This is a genomic window from Streptomyces sp. LS-MS-L19, from assembly GCF_058382285.1.
In genome coordinates this window covers 9,664,856-9,691,154 of record NZ_JBYCLL010000001.1, presented here as the reverse complement: position 1 = coordinate 9,691,154, position 26,299 = coordinate 9,664,856, and the positions used below count along the sequence as shown (strand labels likewise).

20 protein-coding genes and 3 pseudogenes are annotated in these 26,299 nt (G+C 71.1%); 9 read left to right on the top strand and 14 right to left on the bottom strand.

From position 1 onward, the window contains the following. Window positions 1-10: 10 nt before the first annotated feature. The 3 genes from AC2XR2_RS43270 to AC2XR2_RS43260 all read right to left on the bottom strand — a co-directional run bounded on the left by AC2XR2_RS43270 (window position 11) and on the right by AC2XR2_RS43260 (window position 2,413). Window positions 11-445, bottom strand: coding sequence for a hypothetical protein (locus tag AC2XR2_RS43270; RefSeq protein WP_491518213.1), 435 nt, complete (start codon window positions 443-445; stop codon window positions 11-13). 86 nt (window positions 446-531) lie between these two features. Beyond that, window positions 532-1,560, bottom strand: a complete 1,029-nt coding sequence (gene gap / locus AC2XR2_RS43265) for a type I glyceraldehyde-3-phosphate dehydrogenase (protein ID WP_491518212.1) — start codon at window positions 1,558-1,560, stop codon at window positions 532-534. 160 nt (window positions 1,561-1,720) lie between these two features. Then, window positions 1,721-2,413, bottom strand: a complete 693-nt coding sequence (locus AC2XR2_RS43260; RefSeq protein WP_491518211.1) for a response regulator — start codon at window positions 2,411-2,413, stop codon at window positions 1,721-1,723. A gap of 289 nt (window positions 2,414-2,702) precedes the next feature. On the opposite strand from AC2XR2_RS43260, the gene AC2XR2_RS43255 reads away from it, so the two are divergent. The 3 genes from AC2XR2_RS43255 (at window position 2,703) to adhE (ending at window position 6,788) form a co-directional block, all read left to right on the top strand. Further along, window positions 2,703-3,098: a hypothetical protein gene (locus AC2XR2_RS43255; protein ID WP_491518210.1), complete on the top strand. Its 396-nt coding sequence runs from the start codon at window positions 2,703-2,705 to the stop codon at window positions 3,096-3,098. Window positions 3,099-3,179: 81 nt separating this feature from the next. Beyond that, a complete protein-coding gene (locus AC2XR2_RS43250; protein ID WP_491518209.1) occupies window positions 3,180-3,887 on the top strand; it encodes a CBS domain-containing protein in 708 nt (235 codons plus the stop codon). A 222-nt stretch (window positions 3,888-4,109) separates the two neighbouring features. Then, entirely contained in the window at window positions 4,110-6,788 is a 2,679-nt protein-coding gene (gene adhE / locus AC2XR2_RS43245; protein WP_491518208.1) for a bifunctional acetaldehyde-CoA/alcohol dehydrogenase, read from the top strand. Between the two features lie 82 nt (window positions 6,789-6,870). On the opposite strand, the gene AC2XR2_RS43240 is transcribed toward adhE, so the two are convergent. The 4 genes from AC2XR2_RS43240 to pflB all read right to left on the bottom strand — a co-directional run bounded on the left by AC2XR2_RS43240 (window position 6,871) and on the right by pflB (window position 12,323). Beyond that, the gene (locus tag AC2XR2_RS43240; protein ID WP_491518207.1) at window positions 6,871-7,221 is read right to left on the bottom strand and encodes an ArsR/SmtB family transcription factor; all 351 of its coding nucleotides are present in this window, start codon (window positions 7,219-7,221) and stop codon (window positions 6,871-6,873) included. A gap of 124 nt (window positions 7,222-7,345) precedes the next feature. Continuing rightward, a complete protein-coding gene (locus AC2XR2_RS43235; RefSeq protein WP_491518206.1) occupies window positions 7,346-9,079 on the bottom strand; it encodes a SulP family inorganic anion transporter in 1,734 nt (577 codons plus the stop codon). A gap of 212 nt (window positions 9,080-9,291) precedes the next feature. After that, the gene (gene pflA, locus AC2XR2_RS43230; RefSeq protein WP_491518205.1) at window positions 9,292-10,050 is read right to left on the bottom strand and encodes a pyruvate formate-lyase-activating protein; all 759 of its coding nucleotides are present in this window, start codon (window positions 10,048-10,050) and stop codon (window positions 9,292-9,294) included. Further along, window positions 10,047-12,323: a formate C-acetyltransferase gene (pflB, locus tag AC2XR2_RS43225; RefSeq protein WP_491518204.1), complete on the bottom strand. Its 2,277-nt coding sequence runs from the start codon at window positions 12,321-12,323 to the stop codon at window positions 10,047-10,049. The genes pflA and pflB overlap by 4 nt, the downstream gene beginning before the upstream one ends. Before the next feature lie 633 nt (window positions 12,324-12,956). Here pflB and AC2XR2_RS43220 point away from each other — a divergent pair. Next, a pseudogene (locus AC2XR2_RS43220) lies at window positions 12,957-13,124 on the top strand (cytochrome ubiquinol oxidase subunit I); the annotation flags it as partial. Window positions 13,125-13,135: 11 nt separating this feature from the next. Here the strand turns inward: AC2XR2_RS43220 and AC2XR2_RS43215 are convergent. Next, window positions 13,136-13,963, bottom strand: a pseudogene (locus AC2XR2_RS43215) (universal stress protein). 475 nt (window positions 13,964-14,438) lie between these two features. Continuing rightward, a complete protein-coding gene (locus AC2XR2_RS43210; protein ID WP_491518203.1) occupies window positions 14,439-15,512 on the bottom strand; it encodes a zinc-dependent alcohol dehydrogenase family protein in 1,074 nt (357 codons plus the stop codon). A 1,839-nt stretch (window positions 15,513-17,351) separates the two neighbouring features. Here AC2XR2_RS43210 and AC2XR2_RS43205 point away from each other — a divergent pair. The 5 genes and pseudogenes from AC2XR2_RS43205 (at window position 17,352) to AC2XR2_RS43185 (ending at window position 19,830) form a co-directional block, all read left to right on the top strand. Continuing rightward, complete coding sequence (locus AC2XR2_RS43205; protein WP_491518202.1) at window positions 17,352-17,723, top strand: CBS domain-containing protein; 372 nt, start codon at window positions 17,352-17,354, stop codon at window positions 17,721-17,723. Window positions 17,724-17,751: 28 nt separating this feature from the next. Then, window positions 17,752-18,777, top strand: a complete 1,026-nt coding sequence (locus AC2XR2_RS43200) for a 6-phosphofructokinase (RefSeq protein WP_491518201.1) — start codon at window positions 17,752-17,754, stop codon at window positions 18,775-18,777. A gap of 141 nt (window positions 18,778-18,918) precedes the next feature. Beyond that, window positions 18,919-19,200 (top strand): annotated as a pseudogene (locus AC2XR2_RS43195) (class I fructose-bisphosphate aldolase); the annotation flags it as partial. Between the two features lie 25 nt (window positions 19,201-19,225). Beyond that, window positions 19,226-19,579 carry a hypothetical protein gene (locus tag AC2XR2_RS43190; protein ID WP_491518200.1) on the top strand — a complete coding sequence of 118 codons (354 nt, stop codon included), beginning with the start codon at window positions 19,226-19,228 and terminating at the stop codon, window positions 19,577-19,579. Window positions 19,580-19,590: 11 nt separating this feature from the next. Next, entirely contained in the window at window positions 19,591-19,830 is a 240-nt protein-coding gene (locus AC2XR2_RS43185; RefSeq protein ID WP_491518605.1) for a hypothetical protein, read from the top strand. 192 nt (window positions 19,831-20,022) lie between these two features. On the opposite strand, the gene AC2XR2_RS43180 is transcribed toward AC2XR2_RS43185, so the two are convergent. The 5 genes from AC2XR2_RS43180 to AC2XR2_RS43160 all read right to left on the bottom strand — a co-directional run bounded on the left by AC2XR2_RS43180 (window position 20,023) and on the right by AC2XR2_RS43160 (window position 26,262). After that, window positions 20,023-21,024, bottom strand: a complete 1,002-nt coding sequence (locus tag AC2XR2_RS43180; RefSeq protein WP_491518199.1) for an Acg family FMN-binding oxidoreductase — start codon at window positions 21,022-21,024, stop codon at window positions 20,023-20,025. Window positions 21,025-21,303: 279 nt separating this feature from the next. Beyond that, window positions 21,304-22,446, bottom strand: coding sequence for an NAD(P)/FAD-dependent oxidoreductase (locus tag AC2XR2_RS43175; protein ID WP_491518198.1), 1,143 nt, complete (start codon window positions 22,444-22,446; stop codon window positions 21,304-21,306). Beyond that, window positions 22,443-22,640 carry a ferredoxin gene (locus AC2XR2_RS43170; protein WP_449351519.1) on the bottom strand — a complete coding sequence of 66 codons (198 nt, stop codon included), beginning with the start codon at window positions 22,638-22,640 and terminating at the stop codon, window positions 22,443-22,445. The genes AC2XR2_RS43175 and AC2XR2_RS43170 overlap by 4 nt, the downstream gene beginning before the upstream one ends. Before the next feature lie 42 nt (window positions 22,641-22,682). Beyond that, complete coding sequence (locus AC2XR2_RS43165) at window positions 22,683-23,867, bottom strand: cytochrome P450 (protein WP_491518197.1); 1,185 nt, start codon at window positions 23,865-23,867, stop codon at window positions 22,683-22,685. A 235-nt stretch (window positions 23,868-24,102) separates the two neighbouring features. Then, window positions 24,103-26,262, bottom strand: coding sequence for a SpoIIE family protein phosphatase (locus tag AC2XR2_RS43160; RefSeq protein ID WP_491518196.1), 2,160 nt, complete (start codon window positions 26,260-26,262; stop codon window positions 24,103-24,105). Window positions 26,263-26,299 lie beyond the last annotated feature (37 nt).

The window sequence follows — 26,299 nt, the reverse complement described above, 5'->3', positions numbered from 1 at the left end:
TACGACCTCCTCACCTGACGAGTGCCTGCTCGGGGGCGGATCCTTCCAGTGTTCCGACGAAGAGCCCGGTCCGCCTCACCGACGTACACCCCAGGTGAGGGGTCGGGCAGGAGCGGCACATGCAGCTGACCAGGTCGGACTCGGGGAACAGCTGCTCGACCGGGAGCGTCGGCGCCCAGGCGAAAAGGTCGATGTCGCTGTAGCCGGTCGACCGCTGGGCGATCATCCTGGTTCCGTTGTCCGTCACCGTTCGCAGGACCTGCGCGTCCGGGGTGTCGTTGACCCCGCTGAGCACGACCTCGTGGCCCGCCGCGGTCGGGGCGCTGTCCCGGTCCGGGAACATCCCCAGGCAGCGCAGCTCATGACGGCCGGCGAAGGCTCGGTCGAGCGCCCGGCGCAGCAGAGTCTCCTCGTCGGCGAGGACGCCGTACGCGACGATCTCCATGTGGGCACCTTCCGAGGGGAAGTCGATCGTCACCGACCCTGGGGGCCGTGGGTTCGTGTCGGGCCCACGGCCCGCCGATCGCGCGGTCAGCCCAGCGGCAGACGGGCGGCGACGTACTCGGTGAGGTCGAGCAGGCGGTTGGTGTAGCCCCACTCGTTGTCGTACCAGCCGAAGACCTTCACCAGGTCGCCGTGCGCCTGGGTCAGCGGGGCGTCGAAGACGCAGGAGGCGGGGTCACCCACGACGTCCCGGGAGACGATCGGGGCGTCGGAGACCCGCAGGACGCCCTTCAGCGGCCCGTCGGCGGCCTCCCGGAAGGCGGAGTTGACCTCCTCCGCGGTGACGGCCCGGTCGAGGACCACGCTCAGGTCGGTCAGCGAACCGTCCTCCACGGGCACCCGTACGGCGATGCCGTCCAGGGTGCCGGACAGCTCCGGCAGGACCAGGCCGACGGCGCGTGCCGCACCGGTGCTGGTGGGGATGATGTTCACGGCGGCGCTGCGGCCGCGGCGCAGGTCCTTGTGCGGGCCGTCGAGGACCACCTGGTCGTTGGTGTAGCCGTGGATCGTGGTCATCAGGCCCTTGTCGATCCCGAAGGACTCGTCGAGGACCTTGACCATCGGGGCCACGCAGTTGGTGGTGCACGAGGCGTTGGAGACCACATGGTGCCGTTCCGGGTCGTAGGTGCCCTCGTTGACGCCCATGACCACGGTGGCGTCGACGCCCTTGCCCGGCACGGACAGCAGCACCTTGCGGGCGCCGGCCCCCAGGTGCGCTCCGGCCTGCTCGCGGGTACGGAAACGGCCGGTGGACTCGATGACGACGTCCACACCGAGGCCGCCCCAGGCCAGCGCGGCCGGGTCACGTTCGGCGGTCACGACGATGCGGTGGCCGTCGACGGTCAGTGAGTCGTCGTCGTGTTCGACGGTGCGGTTCAGGCGGCCGTACGTCGAGTCGTACGCCAGCAGGTGCGCCAGCGCGGCCGGCGAGGTGATGTCGTTCACCGCCACGACCTCGATGGGGGTGCCGGTGCCGCGCTCCGCGCGTTCCAGCAGGCAGCGCAGGTAGTTGCGGCCGATGCGGCCGAAGCCGTTGATGCCGACGCGCACGCTCATGTCCGTCGTCCTCCCGATCGATGCCCGGCGGTGTGCCGGGGTGGATGTCCAGGCTGCGCGCGGTTGATCGGGAGGGGCAGGGGCCGGACGGGGGCGGGCTGAGGGACCTTCGGCCCCGAGGGGGCTTCACCCGTTGTCCGGCGCCGACTGCCGCGTCGCGTCAGCGGCCTTCCCGCCGCAGCCGGTCCCGCGCCTCGGCGGCGATCACGGCGGCCTGGATACGCCGCTCCACGCCCAGCTTGGCGAGCAGCCGGGAAATGTGGTTCTTCACCGTCTTCTCGGCGAGGAAGAGCCGCTGGCCGATCTGACGGTTGGTCAGGCCCTCGCCGATCAGGGCCAGGATCTCCCGCTCCCGGTCGGTCAGACCCGGCAGTGCGTCCGGCTCCTCCTCCTTCTGCTGTCCGCCGCGCAGCCGGGCCATCAGCTTGGTGGTGGCGCTCGGGTCCAGCAGGGACTGGCCCCGGGCGACCGTGCGTACGGCCGTCACCAGGTCGGAGCCCTGGATCTGCTTCAGTACGTAGCCGGACGCGCCCGCCATGATCGAGTCGAGCAGCGCCTCCTCGTCGTCGAAGGAGGTCAGCATCAGGCAGGCCAGGTCGGGCATGCTCGAGCGGAGCTCGCGGCACACGGTCACGCCGTCACCATCGGGCAGACGCACGTCGAGGACCGCGACCTGCGGGCGCAGGGCGGGGACGCGGACGAGGGCCTGCTCCGCCGTGGCGGCCTCACCGACCACGGTGATGTCCGGTTCGTCGTTCAGCAGGTCGTGCACCCCGCGCCGTACCACCTCGTGATCGTCCAGCAGGAAGACCCGGATCGGGTTGTCGGGTCCGGGCTGCTCGCCGTCCGCCATCGAATGCTCCTGTTCAGCGTGTGCCGCGTCCCACGCCCATGTCCGCGGGGACGCCATGAGCCGTCTCATGGAAGATCCTTGCCGGTCCGGGGCCGAATGCCCAGGGCCGGTCGGCCCCTGTTCCCCGGGTTTCACGCCGCCGCTGGTCGACACCGTCGACGGACAGGGACGGAGGCCGGCAGTCGATGAGGGGCCCACGGTCCCCGTTCCGGGGCCGGGTGGCCCCTGGGGCCCGGACAGGTGCTCGCATCAGGCTGGAGCCGCGGAACGATCACAAGGAGTGGAACAGATGACCGTCAGGGACACCGACATCCAGCAGGCGCCCAGCACCGTACGGGTCCGAGGCACGGGCGACATGGACGAGCAGGCGCTCGTATACGTCCGCACCAAGGTCGACGCGGTCCTCGGCCGGTCAGGACTGCCGCCCGTCAGTGGTGAGGTGCGGATCGAGAAGTCGGCGACGCGCCACGCAGGGCACCTGTGGAAGGCGGGGGCGGAGATCCGGGTGGGGCGCGACCTCGTGCTCGTACACGCCGAGGAGGCCACCGTCCACGAGCTGGCGGACCGGTTGCAGGACCGGCTGCGCGGCCAGGTGGACCGGGTCGTGCACCGCGAGCACACGGCCCACAAGTCGGCCACGCCGCCGCCCTGGCGAGGCGGCCCGGCGGACGGACGGCAGGAGTAGGGACCTGGAGCCGGGTGCGGGAGGGTTTCGCCCTCCTCGCGCCCGGCCCGGCCAGCGGCCCTGAGAGAGAAGGAGGGCGGCGTGAAGACCCGCACCGTCGGAGAAGTGATGACCCGTGAGGTAGTCCAGGCCGACCGGCGGACGACGTTCAAGGATCTCGTACGGCTGCTCGACCGGCACCGGATCGGCGGACTGCCCGTCGTCGACGCGGACGACAAGGTGGTCGGCGTGATCTCCGCGACGGACCTCGTGCGCGGGCAGGCGGACCGCGCCGACCGGCGACTCCGGCTGCCGGGCCTGCGCCGTCCGGTACGCGCCGAGGCGGGCGGGAGCCCGGGGCTCGTCGCGGCGGAGCTGATGTCCTCACCTGCCGTCACGGTGCATCCGGAGCAACTGGTCCCGGAGGCGGCACGCATGATGGAGCGTCACCACATCGAGCGGCTGCCCGTGGTGGACGAGGAGGACCGTCTCATCGGCATCGCCACGCGCCGCGACCTGTTGCGGGTCTTTCTGCGCACGGACGAGGAGATCCGCCGGGAGGTGATCGACGATGTTCTGGTCGCCGGCCTGGGTCTGCCCTCCGACGCGGTCACCGTGTTCGTCCGGGACGGCGTGGTCACGCTCAAGGGACGCCTCGAACGCCGTAGCGACATCCCCCTGGCGATCCGGTCGGCCTGGCGGGTGGAAGGAGCCGTGGGAGTGGTCAACGGCCTGACTTACCGCGTCGACGACTGTCACCCGACCGCGCCGCGCCCCATCGGCGAACCCGTTCCGGGACCGCCCGCGTGAGGTCCCGGGCCCGGCAGGGCCGTCCGGCCCTTCGCCGCAGGGCCGCACGGCCCGAGAAGGGGACCAACGGCGTCTGCGGCCGGGCCGCACCGCGGACGAGAGTGGGAGCGGAGCGGCGCGGGAGTGGGATGCGGTACGGCACCGGCTTCCCTCGACGCCGCCGCTCCCGTTCCGCCCGCCGGATCACCTCCCGCGGCACCGACGTACCGGAGGCGCACTCCCATGACCCGCCAGGAAGCCGGGACCACGATCACGACTCCTCTCGTGGAGGCTCCGTCCGACACCGCCGTCGCGGTGGACCGGCTGGTGACGGCCGGGGCGAAGGCGCTCGCCGACTACGAGGAACTCGACCAGACCCAGGTCGACCACATCGTCAGGAAGGCCTCGGTCGCCGCGCTGGACCAGCACATCGCTCTCGCCCGCCTCGCGGTGGAGGAGACCGGACGCGGCCTGTTCGAGGACAAGGCGGCCAAGAACATGTTCGCGTGCGAGCACGTCACGCACAGCATGGGCCACATGAAGACCGTCGGCGTGATCGCCCGCGACGACGTCGAGGACCTGGTGGAGATCGCGGAACCGGTCGGCGTGATCGCCGCGGTCACCCCGGTCACCAACCCGACCTCCACCACGGTCTTCAAGGCGCTGATGGCGCTGAAGACCCGCAACCCGGTCGTCTTCGCCTTCCACCCCTCCGCCCAGCGGTGCAGCACCGCGGCGGCGCGCGTCGTGCGCGACGCCGCCGTCGCCGCCGGTGCCCCCGATCACTGCATCCAGTGGATCGAGACTCCGTCCGTCGAGGCCACCCGCACCCTGATGCACCACCCCGGCGTCTCCCTCATCCTCGCCACCGGCGGCAACGCCATGGTCAAGGCCGCATACTCGGCCGGCAAGCCCGCCCTCGGCGTCGGCGCCGGCAACGTCCCCGCGTACGTGCACAGGGACGCGAAGCTGCGGCGGGCCGTCAACGACCTGGTGCTGTCGAAGTCGTTCGACAACGGGATGATCTGCGCCTCCGAGCAGGCGGTCATCCTGGACGACGAGATCTACGACGCCGCCCTCGCGGAGTTCCGCACCCTGCACGCGCATCTGGCGACGGCCGAGGAGAAGGAGAAGCTGGAGGCCTTCCTCTTCCCGACCGGCAAGGCGGCGGACGGCGGCTGCGAGCCCAAGGTCAACTCGGCGGCCGTAGGACAGAGTCCCGCCTGGATCGCCGAGCGGGCCGGGTTCACCGTGCCCGCCGACACCTCGCTCATCCTGGTCGAGGCCGGGCGGGTCGGCCCGGACGAGCCGCTGACCCGCGAGAAGCTCTGCCCGGTGCTCGCCGTGCTGCGGGCCGGTTCCGCAGAGCAGGGCTTCGACCTCGCCGCGGACATGGTCGCCTTCCACGGACAGGGCCACAGCGCGGTCATCCACACCGAGGACCGTGACCTCGCCGAGGAATACGGCCGCCGCATCAAGACCGTACGGATCATCGTCAACTCGCCGTCCTCGCACGGCGCGATCGGCGGCATCTACAACAGCCTGCTGCCGTCGCTGACGCTCGGCTGCGGCTCCTGGGGCAGCACCTCGGTGTCCAACAACGTCTCCGCCGCCCAGCTGCTCAACATCAAGCGGGTCTCCACCCGCCGCAACAACATCCAGTGGTTCAAGGTCCCGCCGAAGATCTACTTCGAGCCCCAGGCCCTGCGCTATCTGCAGTCCATGCCGGACGTCCACCGCGTCACGATCGTCACCGACGCCACCATGACCCGCCTCGGCTTCGTCGACCGTGTCACCCGCATCCTGCGGCGGCGCCGCGAACCGGTCACCGTGCAGATCATCGACAACGTCGAACCCGAACCGAGCATCGACTCCGTCCGGCGCGGCGCCCGCCTCATGGGCGACTTCCGCCCCGACACGATCATCGCGCTGGGCGGCGGCTCCCCCATGGACGCGGCCAAGGTGATGTGGCTGCTGTACGAGCAACAGGCCGACGGCAAGGACGTCGACTTCGCCGACATGCGGCACAAGTTCTCCGACATCCGCAAGCGCGCCTTCCGTTTCCCCGTTCTGGGCAGGCTCGCCCGCCTGGTGTGCGTGCCCACCACGTCCGGCACCGGCGCCGAGGTCACCCCCTTCGCCGTCATCTCCGACCCGGCCACGGGCAAGAAGTACCCGCTGGCCGACTACGCGCTCACCCCCAGCGTGGCCATCGTCGATCCGCTGCTGACCGCCGGGCTGCCCCCGGCGCTGGCCGCCGACAGCGGCTTCGACGCCCTCACCCACGCCATCGAGGCGTACGTGTCGGTCTACGCGAACGACTTCACCGACGGCCTGGCGCTGCACGCGATCCGGCTGATCTTCGACAACATCACGGCCTCCGTCACAGACGGCGCGGGCAGTCCTCGGGCGCGGGAGAAGATGCACAACGCCGGCACCATCGCGGGCATGGCCTTCGGCAACGCCTTCCTCGGCATCGTCCACGCCATGTCCCACACCCTCGGCGCCACCTTCCACATCGCGCACGGCCGCACCAACGCGGTCCTGCTGCCACGCGTCATCCGCTACAACGGCACCGTTCCGACGAAGCTCACGGGCTGGCCCAAGTACGAGAACTACCGTGCCCCCGAACGCTTCCAGGACATCGCACGCACCCTCGGCCTGCCGGCCGCCACCCCTCAGGAGGGCGTGGAGTCGCTCGCCGGGGCCGTGGAACGCCTGCGTGACGCCGTGGGCATCGAGCCGTCGTTCCGCGCCCTCGGCATCGACGAGCGGGCGTTCCTCGACGCCCTGCCCCAGCAGGCCCTGAACGCCTACGAGGACCAGTGCGCGCCCGCGAATCCACGGATGCCGATGCTCGACGACATGCGGGAACTGATGCGCGCGGCCTACTACGGCGAGAAGGATGTTCCCAGCGCATAGGCCTACCGAAGCCCCCGGCAGGGCGCGTCCTCGGAGGGCTGTCCACGCCCGGCGAAGGCGACCGTCGACGACGAGACTGTCGCTACGGCGGCGGTTTCGCTTCGTCCTGGGCCGCCTGCAGGTCGGCGAGCAGTTCGGCCTGCCCGGCCAGCACCCCGGACAGGATGCTCCGTGCCACCCTCAGCAACTCGGCCACCTGCGGGCTGGTCAGCGAGTAGTACACGGTCGACCCCTCTTTGCGGCTGACCACCAGGTTGGCCCGCCGCAGCACTGCCAGCTGCTGGGAGAGATGGGCAGGCTCGATGCCCACCTCGGGCAACATCTCCGCGACCGCGTGCTCACGCTCGCTGAGCAGCTCCAGGACCCGGATACGCGCCGGATGGCCGAGCGTCTTGAAGAACTCGGCCTTCAGCTGGTACAGCGGCGTGCGCACCGTGCCATCCCCTCCCTGACCTCACAGAACGGCCCTGCCGACCGTACCCCGACGCATCGCGTCCACTTACTCGTCAACGCCATGAGCCCATCCTCGCCTCCGACGCCGGTCAAACCGGACCTGTTCATCGGCGGGCCCCGTCACCGACGGACCGGGACGCTGGAGCCGGGGCGGCCGGCAGCAGACCGGCGCCCTTGAGGTAGTCCCGGGCGCCGAGGATCGCCTCGGGTGTGGTGGCGTACTCCCGGCCGTCGTGCCGCAGCGGTTCCAGGGCCCCGACGGAGTCCAGAACCTGACGCTGACCGGCACGTACACCGGACACCATGACGACGATGCCGCGGCGCCGCAGCTTCTCCACCGCGTCCTTGAGGACGAGTGCGCCGGTCGCGTCGATGGTGCTGATCCGGGACATGCGCAGGATGACGACCCGGACGTCGGCCACATCGGTCAGCTCCAGCAGGAAGCGGTGCGCGGCGGCGAAGAACAGTGGACCGTCGATGCGGTACGCCACGATGTGCTCGGCCAGCAGGGCGTGCTCCTCGGCGCTGTGGTCGCCTCGGTCCAGGGGCACCTGGTCGAGGCGGGCCTGCTGGGCGACCGCGCGCAGGGCCAGGCCACCGGCGACGACCAGGCCGATGATCACCGCTTGGACCAGGTCGAGGGCGAGGGTGGCGACCGCGGTCAGGACGAGGATCAGCGCGTCGGAGCGGGTGGCCTTGGCCATCGCTTTCAGGGAGCCGACCTCGACCATCCGGACGGCGGTGGCCAGGAGCACGCCCGCCAGTGCGGCGAGCGGGATCTTCGAGACCAACGGCGCGGCCGCGAAGACGATCACGGCGAGGACCGCGGCGTGGGTGAGCGCCGCGAGCCGGGACCCGGCGCCGGTGCGGACGTTGACGGCGGTGCGGGCGATGGCCCCCGTCGCCGGTACACCGCCGAACAGCGGGGCGGCGATGTTGGCCAGGCCCTGGCCGAACAGTTCGCGGTCGGGGTCGTGCTGCTGGCCGACGGTCATGCCGTCGGCGACCGAGGCGGACAGCAGTGACTCCAGCGCGGCCAGCGCGGCGACCGCCACGGCCGGGGCGAGAAGCGTGCCCAGCGACGCGAGGTCCAGGAAGCCGAGCGAGGGTGCCGGCAGGCCGGAGGGCAGATCGCCGATCGGATCTGCCGCGTCCAGGTGAGCGAGCCGCGCGACGACCGTCGCGGCGATCACGGCCAGGATGGAGAAGGGAATCGCCGGCCACCGGCGGGCTCCTGCCAGCATGACCGCGGCTACCGCGACCGCGAGGCCGACGGCGGTCCAGTTCGGGTGCCGGGTGAACTCCTCGACCGCCCGCCAGGCCACCACCAGCACACGGTCGCCCTCGGGCTTGTCCACCCCGAGCGCGTTCGGGACCTGCTGCAGCCCGATCACACAGGCGATGCCGAGCGTGAAGCCTTCCACGACCGGTGCGGGCACGTACCGCATGTACCGGCCGGCCCGCAGCGCGGCCAGTGCGACGAGCATGACGCCGGCCATCAGCCCGACCGTGAGCACCCCGGTCGGCCCGTACTGACCGACGATCGGCACCAGCACCACCGTCATGGCCCCCGTGGGCCCGGACACCTGGAGATTCGACCCGCCGAACAGTGCGGCGAGCGCGCCCGCGACCACCGCGGTCGCCAGCCCGGCCTCGGCTCCCAGCCCTGAGGAGACGCCGAAGCCCAGCGCGAGGGGCAGCGCGACGATCGCGACGGTCAGACCGGCGAGCAGGTCCCGGCGCGGAGCGCGCCGCATGGGAGCCAGGTCGGTACGGGTGGGCAGCAGCGTGGCGATCCGCGCCCGAGCCCGTCCGAGCCCCGTGATTCCCGAGGTCATCGCTCGGCGGCCTCGGCCTGGTACAGCGGAACAGACACAACCCCTCGGCTTCTCTTACAACGCCCCGCTCGGGGGGCACTGACAGAACGCTCTGCCTGCGGCTACCGCAGGCGCACCCGACACAGCATCTAATCAATTGCGAAATTATGCAATTAGTAATCTGCTACATCAGGCAGGAGCTGACCGATCCTGGCGTCATGCCGCGCCAGGGGTCACAGGGCCCGGAGCCCGTGCTCCCGGAACTGCTCACGCACGCGCTCGATCAGCTCCGGAGCGGGTGAGGCAGTGTCGCGCAGGGGGAAGGGCAGCCCGAGGGCGTCGTACTTGTGAGCGCCCAGCTTGTGGAACGGCAGGACGTCGACCCGGTCGACGGTGCCCAGCCCGGCCAGGAACGCGCCCAGGCCGTCGACGGCTTCCGGGTCGTCGGTCCAGCCGGGCACCAGGACGTACCGGATCCACAGCGGAACGCCGAGCCGGTCGAGGCGGGTCGCGAAGTTCAGCGTGGGGGCGAGCGAACCGCCGGTGAGCTTGCGGTAGGTGGCGACGTCGAAGGACTTGATGTCGAGCAGCACCAGGTCGGTGTCGGCGAGCAGTTCGTCGGTCGCGCGGGTGCCCAGGAAGCCGGACGTGTCCAGGGCTGTGTGCAGGCCGGCCTCCTTGCAGCGGCGCAGCACCGCGGCCGTGAAATCAGGCTGGAGCAGGGGCTCACCTCCTGTGAGCGTCACTCCCCCGCCGGCCGTGGTGATGAAGGGCCGGTACTTGTCGATCTCGGCCATCACCTCGTCGACGGTGGCCTCCCGGCCGTCGCGCATGTGCCAGGTGTCGGGATTGGCGCAGTACAGGCAGCGCAGCGGGCAGCCGCTGGTGAACAGCACGAACCGCGTGCCGGGGCCGTCCACGCCGGTCGACAGGTCCCAGGAGTGGATCCGGCCCGAGACCTGTCCGGCGGCGAGCCGCGGCACGGTGTTCACATTGCTCCGTGGAAGGTGCGGCTGATCACGTCGAGCTGCTGCTCGCGGGTCAGACGGACGAAGTTGACGGCGTACCCGGACACCCGGATCGTCAACTCCGGGTACTTCTCCGGGTGTTCCATGGCGTCCTCGAGCGTCGCCCGGTTCAGCACGTTGACGTTCATGTGGAAGCCGCCGGAGGCCATGTAGGCGTCGAGGATGCCCGCCAGGTTCGCGGCACGCTCGGTCGGGTCGTGGCCGAGCCCCTCGGGCGTGACGGTCGAGGTGAGGGAAATCCCGTCCCGGGCGGCCTCGTACGGCAGCTTCGCCACCGACAGTGCCGAGGCGACCATGCCGTGCCGGTCCCGGCCGTTCATCGGGTTCGCGCCCGGCGCGAAGGGGGCGCCCGCACGCCGGCCGTCCGGGGTGTTGCCGGTGTGCTTGCCGTAGACGACGTTGGAGGTGATGGTGAGGACCGACTGGGTGTGCTCGGCGCCCCGGTAGGTGGGGTGCTTGCGCACCTTGGCCATGAACGACTCCACCAGCCCGACGGCGATGTCGTCGGCGCGGTCGTCGTTGTTGCCGTACGCGGGGAACTCTCCCTCGGTACGGAAGTCGACCGCGAGACCCGTGGCATCCCGGAACACCTTCACCCGCGCGTACTTGACGGCGGACAGGCTGTCCACGGCGACCGACAGGCCCGCGATGCCGCACGCCATGAACCGGTGCACCGGGTGGTCGTGCAGCGCCATCTCGATGCGCTCGTAGGCGTACTTGTCGTGCATGTAGTGGATGATGTTGAGCACGTCGACGTAGGTCTCCGCCAGCCAGTCCAGCACCCGGTCGTACGCCCGGGAGAGCTCGCCGTAGTCCAGGTACTCGCCTGTCAGCGCGGGAGTCCTGGGCGCTGTCTGCTCGCCGGTCATCTCGTCCCGGCCACCGTTGACCGCGTACAGCAGCGCCTTGGCCAGGTTGACCCGCGCGCCGAAGAACTGCATCTGCTTGCCCACCGCCATCGCGGACACGCAGCAGGCGATCGCCGTGTCGTCCCCGGTGCGCGGACGCATCAGCTCGTCGGACTCGTACTGGATGGCGCTGGTGTCGATCGAGACCTGGGCGCAGAACCGCTTGAAGCCCTCGGGCAGCCGCGGCGACCACAGCACCGTGAGATTGGGCTCCGGGGCCGGACCCAGGTTGTACAGGGTCTGCAGGAAGCGGAAGGAGGTGCGGGTGACCAGGGTCCGGCCGTCCGCGCCCATGCCGCCGATGGACTCCGTCACCCACGTCGGATCGCCGGAGAACAGCGCGTCGTACTCGGGGGTGCGCAGGAACCGTACGATCCGCAGCTTGATCACGAAGTCGTCGATCAGCTCCTGGGCGCGGGTCTCGTCGATGCGGCCCTCGTCCAGGTCCCGTTGCAGGTACACGTCCAGGAAGGTGGAGGTGCGCCCCAGGGACATCGCGGCGCCGTTCTGCTCCTTCACCGCGGCGAGAAAGCCCAGGTAGAGCCACTGCACGGCCTCGTGCGCGGTGGTGGCGGGGCGGGTGACGTCGCAGCCGTAGGAGGCGGCCATCTCGGCAAGCTCCCCCAGCGCGCGGATCTGCTCGGCGAGCTCCTCACGGTCCCGGATGACGTCCTGGCCGGAGGGTCGCGCGTCCAGCAGGGCGCGCTCGCCACGCTTGGCCTCGATCAGCCGCGCCGTGCCGTACAGCGCGACACGTCGGTAGTCGCCGATGATCCGGCCGCGGCCGTAGGCGTCCGGCAGCCCCGTGATGATCCCCGCCTTGCGGGCGGCGCGCATCTCCGGTGTGTAGGCGTCGAACACGCCGTCGTTGTGGGTCTTGCGGTACGTACCGAAGACCCGCGTCACGAACGGATCGACCTCGTAGCCGTAGGCCGCCAGCCCGTTCTCGACCATCCGCAGGCCGCCGTTCGGCATGATCGCACGCTTGAGCGGGGCGTCGGTCTGCAGGCCCACGACCAGCTCACGGTCGGGGTCGATGTAACCGGGCGCGTGCGAGGTGATCGTGGACGGAGTGGCCGTGTCGACATCGAGGATGCCCCTCTCCCGCTCCTCGGGGAACAGGGCGCTGACCTTGTCCCAGACCGCGAGAGTCCGCCCGGTCGGACCGACCAGGAAATCCGAGTCGCCCTCGTACGGCGTGTAGTTGGCCTGGATGAAGTCACGCACGTCGACGTGCTCCCGCCACCGTGCCCCGGCGAACCGGCGCCACGCTTCTGCGGGTGCGTCCAGGTCGGTCTTGGTCACCTGTGCGTGGGGTGCCAGCGTCATCACAGCCTCCGCATTCGTTCACGACGCCGTCCACGGGATCTGCGTGTTCGGCTCCACTGACGATGCTCGTCGCCCGCCGTTCCCGGGGGCAGGGCCGCCAGGAACCTGTCGCCGCGCCCGTCCGGCCCCTTTGCCATGGGGCCCTTCGGCCCTCCACGCAGGGCCCCGGTCAGGGCCCCGGTCAGGCGAAGAGCCGCACCCCGTGCGGCAGCACCGCACCACCGAAGTCCAGACAGAAGTCGAGCGGCAGGACGGTGGACCGGCCCGGCCGGTCGGACACGATGCGGCCGACCGACACCAGGGCACCGCGGGCCTGCCCGGTCCGCCTGATGACGGTGCAGCCTGGTCGGCGTCGGCCTCTGAGTACCGGGGCCGGCCCGGTGGGCCCGAATAGTGGGTGCGGAGAAGCCGGCTGCTGACGGTCGGGGCGGCCGGTGGAGCCGGTCGGCGCGGGGCGGGCCTGGGTGTGAGGGCCGTTCGGCCCCGTGGCGCGGTCCAGTCGGGTGCTGTCCCGGCCACTTCCCCACACCGGAAGGTGTCCTCCATGAGCCGGGGCCTGTCCGGTCGGCCCCGCATGTCCCCAGCCGACCCCGCCCTCGGAGGGCGCTCGGCCCGTACGCGAGGAGACCCGCCGTGGAACTGGCGCTGGCTCAGGAGACCGTTGTGCGATGGCAGTTCGGCATCACGACGGTCTACCACTTCCTGTTCGTCCCGATCACCATCAGCCTGGCCTTCCTGATCGCCGGGCTGCAGACCGCCTGGGTACGCAGCGGGAAGGACAAGTACTTCAAGGCCACCCGGTTGAACGCCCCCTATCGGCTGGGCACCACGACCACCGGGCAGTGCGAGCGGTGAAGGAGGGTGTGTCCGACCATGCCCAGTCGCGGGGTGGTGCCGTGCCCGTGGCGGTTGGCCCCGATGACCACGAGGCCGGCCTCGCGTGTCGCCTCCAGCAGAGCCCGCGCGGGGGCGGTACGCACCGTCAAGGTCTCGACGCCGACCCCGGAGTGCTGCTGACGCAGCGCGGCCACGTCGAAGCGCGCCACCGCCTCTTCGCGCGCGGACTGCCGGGCCACCTCCCGTGGCCCGGGGGGCGTCCCCGGCATCACCGAGGGGAGTTCGGGGGTCGTGTGCCGGTGGGTCCAGGAGTGCAGGACCGTGAGCCGGGTCCCACGACGCTCCGCCTCCTGAAAGGCGTAGACCGCCGCGTCCACGTGGGTGTCGCTCTCCAGGCCGAGCAGCACCTGGCGCTCGCCGTCGCATCGGTGATCGCCACGGACGACCAGCAGAGGGCTGTGAGTGCGCCCGGCGAGCCGCAGACTCACCGACCCGAACAGCGTGCCGCCCACCCGCCCGAGACCCCGCGTGCCGACCACGGTGAGGGCGGCGGCCTCGCTCTCCCGCACGAGTGCCTGTACCGCGCTGCCCTCGGCGGCGGTCACGACGGGCACCCGGGGATGGTGGTCGCGCATCCGCGCGGCGGCCACCGCCAGCACCGGTCCGGCCTCGTCGTGATCGGACACGGCGTAGAGGACGTGCAAGGTGGCGCCGCGCCGCTCGGCCTCCTCGGCCGCTCAGTCCATTGCCCGTATCGCGATCAGTGTGCCGTCCACTCCGACGACCACGCGCTGTGCAGTCATGTCCCTGTCCCCTCCTGTGCACGTCGGCGGTTGGTTCACCGGGCTGTCGACGATGCTCGTCCCTGCACGGGGCGCGGGGCAGGGCCCGGGCGGGCCGACGCGCGTGCCGTGCGACCCTTCAGGAGCGGACCGTTCGGACCGGCCTCGCGGGTCGGCGGACGGGGGTCAGGGTTGCCTGAAGGCGATGGCCGGTCGACGAGGGTTTTTCGGACGGGACGGATCGTCACGCCCTCGGCGGTGACCACCCCGAGCCTTCCCACCCCGTGGGTCGACGGTCTGCACCAGCACTCGTCGGCGCCGCGCTCCACCGTCTCCGCGGTTGCGGGAACCCTGCTCCGGCCCAGCGGCAGACCCACATCACCGCCGGTGAGCGTAACGCCGGTGTCCAGCGCGCCGGCGAGCCGCAGCAGGGTGCTGATCCACGGCGCGACGCCCGGAGGCTCCTCCTGACAGCGGCCGTAACTCTCATCCTCCGTCACGCATCCGATGGGACGGCGAGGACGTCGTGGCGCGGGTCGCCCAGCACGACCTTGAGGGCGCCGGTCTCCGACGCGCGTCCGAAGACGTCGTACGCCTCCTCCATGCTGTCCAGCGGGAAGGTGTGGGTCACCATCGACGAGGTGGGCAGTCGGCCGGCCGCCGCCATGCGAAGCAGCGTGGGGGTGGACGAGGTGTCGACCAGCCCGGTCGTCATGGTCACGTTCTTGATCCAGAGTTCTTCGAGGTGCAGGGTGGCGGGCTTGCCGTGCACACCGACATTCGCCACATGCCCCCCGGGGCGCACCATGCGCGTGCAGAGCTCGAAGCTCTCCGGGACACCTACGGCCTCGATCACGACATCGGCGCCCAGGTCGTCGGTGAGGTCGGCGACCAGTTGCCCGGGGTCGTCCCGGACGGCGACGACGACGTCGGCGCCGAGCCGCTTGGCGGCGTCCAGCCGGGAGTCGGCGAGGTCGACGGCGATGATCCGCTCAGGGCTGTACAGCTGCGCCGTGCGGATCGCGGCCAGCCCGATGGGTCCGGCTCCGACGATGGCGACGGTGTCCCCGGGCCGTACGGCTCCGTTGAGCACGCCGACCTCGTACGCGGTCGGGAAGATGTCGGCGAACAGGACCGCGTCCGATGCGCTCAGCCCGCCGGGCAGCGCGTGCACGGACAGGTCCGCGAAGGGCACGCGCACGTACTCGGCCTGCGTTCCGTGGATCCGGTGACCCAGGATCCAGCCTCCGCCGCCCAGGCACTGGCCGTACATGGCCTGCCGACAGTAACGGCAGCGGCCGCAGGCGGTGATGCAGGACACCAGGACCCTGTCACCGGGACGGACGGTGCGCACATCGCTCCCGACCTCGACGATCTCGCCGACCGCCTCGTGGCCCAGAATCGTGCCGGGTTCCACCTCGGGCACGTCGCCCTTGAGGATGTGGAGATCCGTCCCGCAGATGGTGACGGCCTTGACCCTGACGATCGCGTCGGTGGGGTCCTGGACGGCCGGGTCCGGGACCTCCTCCCAGGCGGACTGACCGGGGCCATGGAAAACCAAGCCCTTCATGACCGTTCCTCCTTCGCTCCGGGCATCGGGAATGCGCCATGTCTCCAGCGTGGGCCGGGTGACCGGCTTCCGCTTGGGCCGATCGGTCCCCACCGCGCGGCAGGGCGGTACTGCCCGGCCCACAGATCGACGTCACCGGAACGTGCCCGGGTCGGCGACCGCGTGCGCTTTCCGCCGCGGGGTGGCGGTGCCTTCGGGGCCGTAGCCGAGGCGGATGGCATCTGGGCGTGCCCGGTGTGGTCAGGGTCGGGATTCAGGTCGCGGCGCACGCCGGGCCACTCCATCGGCTGGTGCAGCGGCGAGGCAGGCAGACCACGAGCGGTGGCCACGAGCAGGAGGTGCTGGAGGGCCTGGCCGACCCACCGTCAGCCACGCCGGCCGTTCGCGATGCCGCTGGACGGAGAAGTTCCGCATCGGAATCTGTTCAGGCTGCTCCTGCGGCCCGAGGGCCGTCCTCGGATGGCCGATGTCGGCGGTCTCGTCCTCGTCCGGGTGCCGCCGGCGACGGCTTTCCATGCCGCGGTCGGCGTCGGCACAATCGCGGTGCTCGGCCTCGGCAGCCACCCGAAGCAGACGGCCCGTCTCGGCGGGCGCAGGGAAGACGATCAGAGCGCTTCCACGTGGGGCGACGTCGGGAGTTCGGCGCGGACCGGCGGTGGCACCGGACGGCCGCAGACAGGCATACGGCTGCTGTGCCGGCGCCAGACCGCAGCGCAGAGGTCGGCACGGAATCCGGTTGTGTTCCGGTGGACGGGGGCCGTTGTCCGTATGGCGGCAAGCAGGCCGGCGTCGTCGGGGCCGGGCAGCAGACGTACGACGGGCGACCAGCCGAAGTGTTGAGCGGCGACGCGCAGGGTGAAGACGGACGCCCGCGTGAGCCGGAGCCGCAGGACTTGCGCCCGCCCTCCTGAGGCCGTCCGTGGTCCTGGCCGCGTCGATCACGAAGAGGGGCCGGTCGGCCCTGGCCGGCGGGCCGTCGAGATGGTGTGCTGGTTGTGACGGGAAGGGCTCGCCGATGGACGCGGGGAAGTGTCTTCGGGGCACGCACCGCGCAATCAGGATCCGCGAGAAGCGGATGAGCCCTTCCCGCCCCGTACCGTCCCGGCCCAGGACGGCAGGCGCGGCCCGCATCCGTCAGCGGATCCGAGCCGACAGGTCCGCCACCCGTCTCCTGCGCACCGCGTCCTCGTGCTCGTCCTGTTCCAGCTCCGCGTCGACGCGGGCGAGGGCCGTCTCCAGCCGCGCGTGCCACTTCCGCAGAGACGGCCTCGGCGAGCACCAGCGCGGTGCCGGCCGGTGCCGGTTCGTCCGGGACCGGCTCCGGCACCGCACATGAGACGGTGCGGGACTACCGCACACCCATCGTCCACGTCCAGGTGATCTCCAGCTCCGTGGGACGCCGTACGGCGGTCGCACGATTCGCACCCGCGCGGGCACGTCCCCCACCCCCCGAGGCCGGCAGCCCGTCCACCTGCTCTGCCTCGCCCGCCGCAGAGCCGACGTCCTCTGCACGATGCGCCGCGACGGCACTTCTACGGAGCCGGGCCGACCACGGGGACACGAGCAACCGGCGGACACCTGGCCCGCGTTCGACTTGGAGCCGTGGATTCGCCACGCCACATCACGACAGCCAGACGCCACCACTTACATCGCGGCACCGAAAACCAGACCCCATCCGAACTCTGCCCACATAGTCGTCGCCCCCTCACTCAGAGACTCCCTCTTTCCAGGCCGTTCAGCCCTGTCCGGGTCCCGGGTGGCCCTCCTCCCCCACACACCCCTCTGGCACGCTGGAAGAGTGACGGCCGCCGTCCGTCACCCGGAACGAGGAGGCGTGCCATGCGTCACCGTACGGTCGCCGATCTGATGGCCCACGACGTCGTCCGGGTCCGGCCCGACACACCCTTCAAGGAGATCGTCCGGCTGCTCAGGGCCAACGACGTCACCGCCGTACCCGTGATGGACCAGCTGGACCGCCCCGTGGGCCTGGTGTCCGAGGCCGACCTGCTGCGCAGGGGTCGCGGCGACCTGTTGCGGGTGTTCCTGCGCCGGGACGACACGATCCGCGACGAGATCACCCTGTCCGTGCTCCACGAGACGCTGAATCTCACGCCCAGCCTCGTCCCTGTGATCGAGCGGCTGTGCCAGGACGTCGACGGCGTGGTCTCGGTGCAGGCACACCTGGATCACCGGGTGGACGCCGCCGACTGACGTCACTCGTCAGAAAGGGGAACCAGCCATGAAGGTCGGAATACTGACCGGCGGCGGGGACTGCCCGGGCCTCAACGCCGTGATCCGCGGAATCGTCCGCAAGGGCATCCAGGAGTACGGCTTCGAGATCGCCGGACTCCGGGACGGCTGGCGCGGTGCCCTCGAGGGCCCTGTGGTCTCGCTGGACATCGCCGACGTACGGGGAATTCTGCCCCGCGGAGGTACGATCCTCGGCTCCTCCCGCACCAACCCGCTCAAGCAGGAGGGTGGGGTGGAACAGGTCCGCGAGAACCTCGCCGCACACGGCGTGGACGCGCTCGTCGTGATCGGCGGCGAGGACACCCTTGGGGTTGCGAGCGAACTCAGCGGCCAGGGCCTCAGGATCGTCGGCGTCCCGAAGACCATCGACAACGACGTGGCCGGCACCGACTTCACCTTCGGCTTCGACACCGCCGTGGGCATCGCCACCGAGGCCATCGATCGTCTGCACACCACCGCCGAGTCGCACATGCGCACCCTGGTGGTGGAGGTGATGGGCCGGCACTCGGGCTGGATCGCTCTGCACGCCGGGGTGGCGGGCGGCGCCAACGTCATCCTGATCCCGGAGCTGCCGTTCGACATCCACCAGGTGTGCGGCTGGGTGAAGAGCCGGTTCCGGACCCACTACGCGCCGATCGTCGTGGTCGCCGAGGGAGCGGTGCCCAAGGAGGGTGAGCTGGTCCTCAAGGACAGTTCGCGCGACGAGTACGGCCATGTGCGGCTGTCCGGCGTCGGCGAGTGGCTGGCCCGGGAAATCTCGCAGCGCACCGGCACGGAGGCTCGCACCACGGTGCTCGGCCACGTCCAGCGTGGCGGCACGCCCAGCGCCTTCGACCGGTGGCTGGCGACCCGTTTCGGACTGCACGCGATCGACGCGGTCAAGGACGGCGACTTCGGCACGATGACGGCCCTGCGCGGCACGGACGTCGTCCGTGTTCCCCTCGACGAGACCAGAGGGCGGATCAAGCCGGTGAACCCGTCGCTGTACGACGAATTCGGGGTGTTCTTCGGCTGACTGCCCCTCAGTCCACCCCGGACCAGCCGACACCGAATCGACGGAAGAGGTGGAACGATGACCGACATCCCGAGCCTGCTGGGAGACGAGGCCAAGGACCTGCTGACGTAAACGGCCCAGGGCATCCCCAAGCAGGATCCGGTGCTGCCGGGACCCGACGTGGCCGACCGGGTCGTGGCCGCGACGGACCGCCCGCCGGCTGTGCTGCGCAACCTCCAGTCCCTCTTCCGCCACGGCCGCCTGGCCGACACGGGATACCTGTCGATCCTGCCTGTCGACCAGGGCATCGCGCACTCCGCGGCCTCCGCGTTCGCCCCCAACCCCCGTTACCTCGACCCGAAGAACATCGTCGAACTCGCTGTCGAGGGCGGCTGCAACGCGGTCGCCAGCGCGCTCGGCGTCCTGGGAGCCGTGTCGCGTCTCTACGCGCACCCGCATCCCGTTCATCGTGAAGCTCAACCACGACGAGCTGCTGACCTGCCCCAACCACTACGACCTCGACCTCGGCGCGGCCGGTGTCGGCGCCACCGTGTACTTCGGCTCGGAGGAGTCCGACCGGCAACTGCGCGAGGTCGGCACCGTCTTCGCCCGCGCTCACGAACTGGGCATGTTCACCGTGCTGTGGTGCTACCTGCGCAACTCGGCGTTCAAGAAGGACGGTGTGGACTACGCGGCCTCGGCAGACCTCACCGGGCAGGCCAATCACCCGGGCGTGACGACGGCGGCTACCGGACGCTGGGCTTCGGAGGGTCCCACGACCTGCTGTACGACCGGCTCACCTCCGACCACCCGATCGACCTGACCCGCTGGCAGGTGGCCAACTGCTACAGGGGCCGGGTGGGTCTGCTCAACAGCGGCGGAGCCTCGGTCGGCCAGGGAGACCTGGCGCAGGCGGTCAGGACCGCGGTGATCAACAAGCGGACCGGCCGCACCGGCCTCATCACCGGCCGCAAGGCCTTCCAGCGCCCGACCGGGGAGGGCGTCGACCTGCTCCACGCCGTCCAGGACGTCTACCTCGACGACACCGTCTCGACCGGCAGCTCCGGGTGGTGAGCGCGAATCCGCGCGGCGGCCGAGGCGAGTATCGGCGCGGCCGTCCCAGCCGGCGACCACGTGGTGGGAAGTCATCTGTCTGTTCTCTTCTGTGCTTTCGTGCCCGACATGTGCGAAGCGGCCCGCGGGGCCGTCGGTCCTGTCCCGTGAGGACGTCGAGTCCGTCACAGGCTGCTCGAAGCACCGAGTGGGTCAGCGCTTCGGCAGTCCCGTGCCGAACGCCGTGTGCGGGCTACGCCGCGGGGTGCCGGCGCCTTCCGGGCCGTAGCCCAGGCGGATCAGCATCTGCGCATGACCCGTGTGCTCGGGGGCCGGGCTGAGGGACCGCCGCAGGTCACCCCATTCCATCGCCTGATGCAGAAGGGACGCCCGCAGCCCGAGGACCGTGGCGACCAGCAGGACGTGTTCGAGCGCCTCTCCGGCGCGCAGCCAGTCCGTACGACGGTCGTGCTCGGTCCTGAGCAGAGCGATGACCGGGGCGGTCTCGAAGTCCCGGGCCGGCAGCCGCTCTGGGTGCCGTTCGGCGGTGAAGTCCCGCATGGGAAGCTTTTCGCGTGCGTCCTGCGGGCCGAGCGCCGACCGCGGGAGCCCGGCGTCGGCCGCCTCGTCCTGGACCCTGTGCACCCAACGGCGACTCTCGGCACCGCGGTCGGCGTCGAGCCGGTTGCGCTGCTCTGCCTCCGCGGTCACGCGCAGCAGACGCGCGGTGTCGGCGGCCTCGGGAAAGGTCAGTGCGGCGCCTTCCGCTTGAGCCGCCTCGGCGAGTTCGGCGCGTGCCTGCGGCGGCAGTGGTGTGCCCGTGAACGGGAAGCGGCTGCTGTGCCTGCGCCAGATGGCCGCGTAGAGGTCGGCGCGGTGCGCCGTGGTGGCCCGGGGCGGGGCTCCCGTCGGCCGGACGACAGCGAGCAGTCCAGGATCCTCGGGGCGCGGCAGCAGACGTACGACGGGGGACCAGCCGAAGTGGGACACCGCCACGCGGAGGTTGAAGACAGAGGCGCCCACCGAGAGGTGAAGGGCCCGGCCGGCGTGGTCGGCGTGGCGCAGGCTTCGCTCCGGGGCCGCGCGTACCTCGAAAGCGACGTTCTCGGCGTCAAGCCTGAAGCGCCACGGCTGGGTGTTGAAGTACGAGGGTGCGGCCACGGCCGCCGCGATGCAGGTTTCCAGGGCCTCGGCGTCGAGGGGCACGGATCGCATGATGCCCTCCTCCCCCACATTTTTCGGAACGGGTGCTGTGGTCCTTCGAGGGTGCGAGCCCGGCGGCCATGACGTGAGGGGCCGATGGTCCCTCACCGCCGGCCGGTCAGTACACAGGCCGCCGTCGACGGCGCGGCAACGGCCGGGACATACGGCCGATGTGTTCCACCACGGCGTTCAAGCCGCGGACAGCGCGGGGTGATTGCGCAAGCACGGCCCCTCACCCGCGCGCGTACAGCAGAGTCAGCCGCCGCGACACAGGACGCAGGCGATCGCCGCCTACGACGCGGCGGCCAGGGCCCGGAGCGCGGTGACCGGTTTGCGCAGTCCATAGGCGACTGCCGTCGACGTTCCGTCGGCATGGCTCCAAGTCAGCAGCGCCCGCCCTTCTGCCACGCTGCCCTGCACCGTGGTCGGTTCGCCGATGAGCGGGAGGCGGCCGACGATTTTGACGGTGAGCCCGGCGACCTCGGTCCAGAAGTAGTCGTCCTGCGGCGGTCCGGGCGAAGGCAGACCGAGGACGGAGGCCGCCGCGGTCCTGCCCTGGGCGACGGCGTTGGCCCAGAACGGCGCACGCCGGTCGGGCCGGGTGCCGTCGCCGCGGAGGTAGGTGACGTCGCCGGCGGCGAACACGCCGGGCACGGTGGTGGCGCAGGCATGGTCGATACCGACGCCGAGACGGTCGGCGAGGCCCGTCCCTGCCAGCCAGTCGACGCAGGGGACTTCTCCGGCGCAGGTGACCACGAGGTCCGCGGTGAGTTCGGTGCCGTCGGAGAGCGCCACGCCGCACACGGGGTCGCCGGCCAGGGTCGCGAAGCCGGTGGCCTGGAGGAAGCGGATGCCGTACGCCTCGGCGCGTGCGGTGATCGCCGCGGACAGATGGTCGCCGAGGATGCGTTGCAGCGGCCGGTCGGTGTCCACGACGGTGACCGGGATGCCGCGGGCGGCGCAGGCGCCGGCCACCTCCATGCCGAGGAAGCCGGCGCCGATCACGATCGCCGAGCCGGCGTCCGCCAGGCGGGCACGGAGCAGGCGGGCGTCGTCCAGGGTGCGCAGGACGAGTTCGCCGCGCTGCCCGGGGGCGGCGAGCCTGCGGGCCGCCGCTCCGGTGGCGACGATCAGCGCGTCGTAGCCGACCTGGCGGTCGTCGGCGGTGGTGACGGTGCGACGCCGGGTGTCGGCGGTGACCGCGGGCGAGCGGATGATCTCGGCGTCGAGTCCGTCGAGGGCCAGACCGAGGGTGTGGTCGGCAGCCGGGTCTTTGAGAACGGCCTTGGACAGGGGTGGGCGGGAGTAGGCGCCGTGTTCCTCCGCTCCGATGATCGTGAGGGGGCCGGTGTGGCCGAGAGCGCGCAGGTGGCGGGCCGCGGTGATGCCGGCGAGGGACTCGCCGACGACGAGCACCGAGCGCCGTGCCGTCACGACAGGACCCGCAGGGCGGCGACCGGGCAGGCGTTGACAGCAGCGCGAGCGGCGAGCTGATGCGCGTCGGGGACTTCGGCTCCCTCGAAGCGGTAGGTGAGTTCGGCGTCGTCGTCCAGGCTGAAGACGTCGGGAGCCTGGTCGGCGCACAGGCCGTGGCCTTCGCAGCGTGGATGGTCGACGGAGATCTTCATGGTGCTGTCCTCAGCAGTCCTCAAGGGGGCGTGCGGCGGGGTTCAGGCCGGGATGAGTTCGAGCGGAAGGCGCTCGAGGCGGTGGATGACGTTGTTCAGGGCCCACTCGGGTGGGCCGGTGACCTCGATGCGGTCGACGCGTTCGACCAGGGCGCGCAGGATCGCGGACGTTTCCATGCGCGCCAGTCCCTGGCCGGCGCAGCCGTGTGTGCCCTGCCCAAAACCGAGTTGGCGGGCGGCGTCACGGCGGATGTCGAACGTGTCCGGGTCGTCCCACTCCAGTGGGTCGCGGTTGGCGGAGCCGTACAGGACCAGCACGCGGGAGCCCTTGGGGAGGGCGATGCCCGCCAGTTCCGTGTCACGGGCAGCGGTGCGGGAGAAGGCGCGGATCGGGGATTCGTAGCGGACGACCTCGTTGACCGCTTTCGGGACGAGGTCCGGGTCCGCCTTCAGCAGGCGCCACTGGTCGGGGTGGAGGGCGAACAGGTACAGAGCGCTGGAGATGGCGCTGATGGTGGTGTCCAGGGAGGGTGCCAGGTAGTCGATCATCATGGTGACGCACTCGGCGGGCATGATCCGGCCCTCGTCGGCGGCGCGCAGCAGGTCGTGGCCCATGCTGCCGTCCAGCACGGACCGGTCACGGACGACACCTCGGGCGTAGCGCAGCATGCCAAGGGACGCGGGGAGTGTGCGGACCGCCTGGCGGTTGATGGGGCCCATGGCGTCGAAGGTGGCACCGGCCCAGCGCAGCAGGTGCTCGCGGCCCTGCTGAGGCCAGCCGACCAGGTCGGGGACGACAGCCATCGGCAACGCCGTGGCCACCTCCACCGCGTCCACCGCCCGGCGGGCCACGGCTGCCTCGACCACGGCGGCCGCCTGCTGCTCGACCGTGTCCTTCATCGCGCGGAGTGCCCTGGGGGTCAGGCGGTGGGCGAGAAGGGAACGGCGGCGGGTGTGCTCCTCGCCGTCACTGCACAGTGTGGTGCCCTGGCCAGCGCGGTTGGCGACGGGGTTGAGTGCGACGCCGTCCGAGGAGACGAAGGTCTCGTCGTCCAACAGTACCTGCTTGCATTCGGCGTAGCGCGGCAGGGCGTAGACCTTGTGCTTGCTGAGCCGGACCACAGGACCGAGGTCGCGCAGCGCGGCATAGTGCGGATACGTGTCACGGATGGCCGACGCCGCGTACAGGTCGGGGCGGTAGACGGGGATCTCCGTACGTACGGGCATGCGGGAGCCCTCCTGAAGGAGCCGTGAAAGAGCGGGGCGAGAAGGTGGGGGTGGAGCGGGCTGGTCCGTGGGCGGTTGCCTGAGCACAGCCCCGGTGTGCGCCCGTGCCGTCAGCGCAACAGCGCCATAATGACGAAATAATCAAGCTTGATAGAATACCTCGTCAAGGGTTGCGGCTGAGAAAAACGATGAAATCATCAGAACTGCTGGATCTCTTCACACTGCCCGTCGTCGGCTAAAGCACGGCAGCAGGCTCCGAGCGCCCGGCGTGAGGCTCCTCCCCCAGCTCGGCCCAGACCGTCTTGCCCTGTCGGGCATGACGCGTCCCCCAACGCTCGGCGAGCTGGGCGACGAGCAGCAGGCCGCGTCCGCCTTCGTCGAAGGCGCGGGCCCGGCGCAGGTGGGGGGTGGTGCTGCCCGCGTCGGACACCTCGCACAGCAGGGAGGAGTCACGGATGAGACGTAGACGGATGGGCGGCCGGCCGTAGCGGACGGCGTTGGTGACCAGTTCGCTGACCACCAGTTCGGTGACGAAGCCGAGGTCGTCCAGTCCCCAGGCGGCCAGCTGCCGTGCAACGCTTTGACGGGCTTGGGCAACGGCTGCCGGGGCGGCCTCCACGTCCCAGGCCGCGACCTGGCCGTCCCCGAGGGCGCGGGTGCGGGCCAGCAACAGGGCGACGTCGTCGTGGGGCCGCCCTGCCGCGGGCAGCAGGGCCTGGAGCACGCGGTCACAGACGTCATCCAGGGACGCGGAAGGCTGTGCGAGAGCCTGGCAGAGGAGAGCTGTGCCCGCGTCGACATCGCGGTCACGGGCTTCGACCAGGCCATCGGTGTACAGGGCGAGGAGGCTGCCTTCCGGCAGCTCGGTCTCCGCTGCCTCGAACGGCAGGCCCCCCAGCCCGAGCGGTGGGCCGGGCGGCATGTCCAGGAGATCGACGGTGCCGTCGGCGCTCACCACTGCGGGCAGCGGGTGCCCCGCGCGAGCCAGGGAGCAGCGGCCGTCGACAGGGTCGTGGACGGCGTACAGGCAGGTCGCGCCGATGTCCCCGGCCGTTTCGGTGTCGGGGTCGGCCGAGGCTTCGGCGGACAGGCGGACGACGACGTCGTCCAGGTGGGTCAGCAGTTCCTCGGGAGGCAGGTCGATGTCGGCGAGGGTACGGACCGCGGTCCGCAGGCGCCCCATCGTGGCAGCGGCGTGGATGCCATGGCCGACCACATCCCCCACCACGAGGGCGACCCGGGCGCCCGACAGCGGGATCACGTCGTACCAGTCGCCGCCCACCCCGGCCTCGTCACCGGCCGGCAGGTAGCGGCAGGCGACCTCGACGGCGGCCTGCTCCGCCGGTCGCCGTGGCAGCAGACTGCGCTGGAGAGTGAGGGCCGTGGCCCGGGCGTGTGTGTAGTGGCGGGCGTTGTCGATGGCCACGGCCGCCCTGGCCGCGATCTCCTGGGCGAGGAACAGATCCTCGTCGTCGAAGGGAAGCGGGCTGCGGTGACGGCAGAACCGCGCGACGCCGAGAGTGGCGCCGCGCGCGCTCAGCGGCACCACCAGAGCCGAACGGGCAGAACGGGCGCCGAATGTGTCGGCCGGATCCGTCGGCGTCACCGCGTGCAGGGAAGGCCCACCGGTGGTCAGGGCGCGAGCCGTGGCCGCGTCATCCGGGCAGGTGTGGCGCTCCCCCACCCGAGTCGTCGGCTCCTGACCTCCCTGCGCCGTCGACGCATGGGCGATGCGGTGCAGTACGAGGGGGCCCGGCGCCGGAGTGCCGTTCGCGTGCACCACGGAGTCGAGCAGGTCGACGGTGACCACGTCGGCGAAGTGGTCGACGGCGAGGTCTGCCAGTTCCTGGGCGGTGCGAGCGATGTCCAGCGTGGTCCCGATGCGCAGACCGGCCTCGTTCACCAGGGACAGACGCCACCGCAGTCGCCGGTCCCGCTCCTCCTGGAACGCCATGACGCCCTGCTCGGACGCGTCGTCCACATAGCTCTTCGCCATCCCCAGCAACAGGCGCGATGCCGAGCTGACCAACTCCGCGTCCTTCGTCAGCCGCGGCATTTCGGCAAGCAGTCTGTCCAGGACCACGCCCTGTCCGAGCCGGAAGGCCCGCAGCAGCGCTGTGACCGGCGCGCCGTGCCGGGCCAGTCCACGTGCTCGTTCCAGCTCGGCGGCCGGCGGGTCCATCTCGCCCGGGTCGATGCCGTGTTCGAGGCCGGCCAACACGCCGACGACATGCTCGGCGACGTTCTCGGACGTCATGCGGGCGAGCTCCGGATTGCTCCACAGGTCGGGAACCTCACGCCGCAGGCACCGCACCACGTCGGCGATCACCTCGTCCGCCTTCGGCCCGAGGTCGCCGGCGACACGGGACACAAGGGATGCCGCCGTGTACTCCACACTGTCGACGGTACGCCCCACGGGAGGCACGTGAACG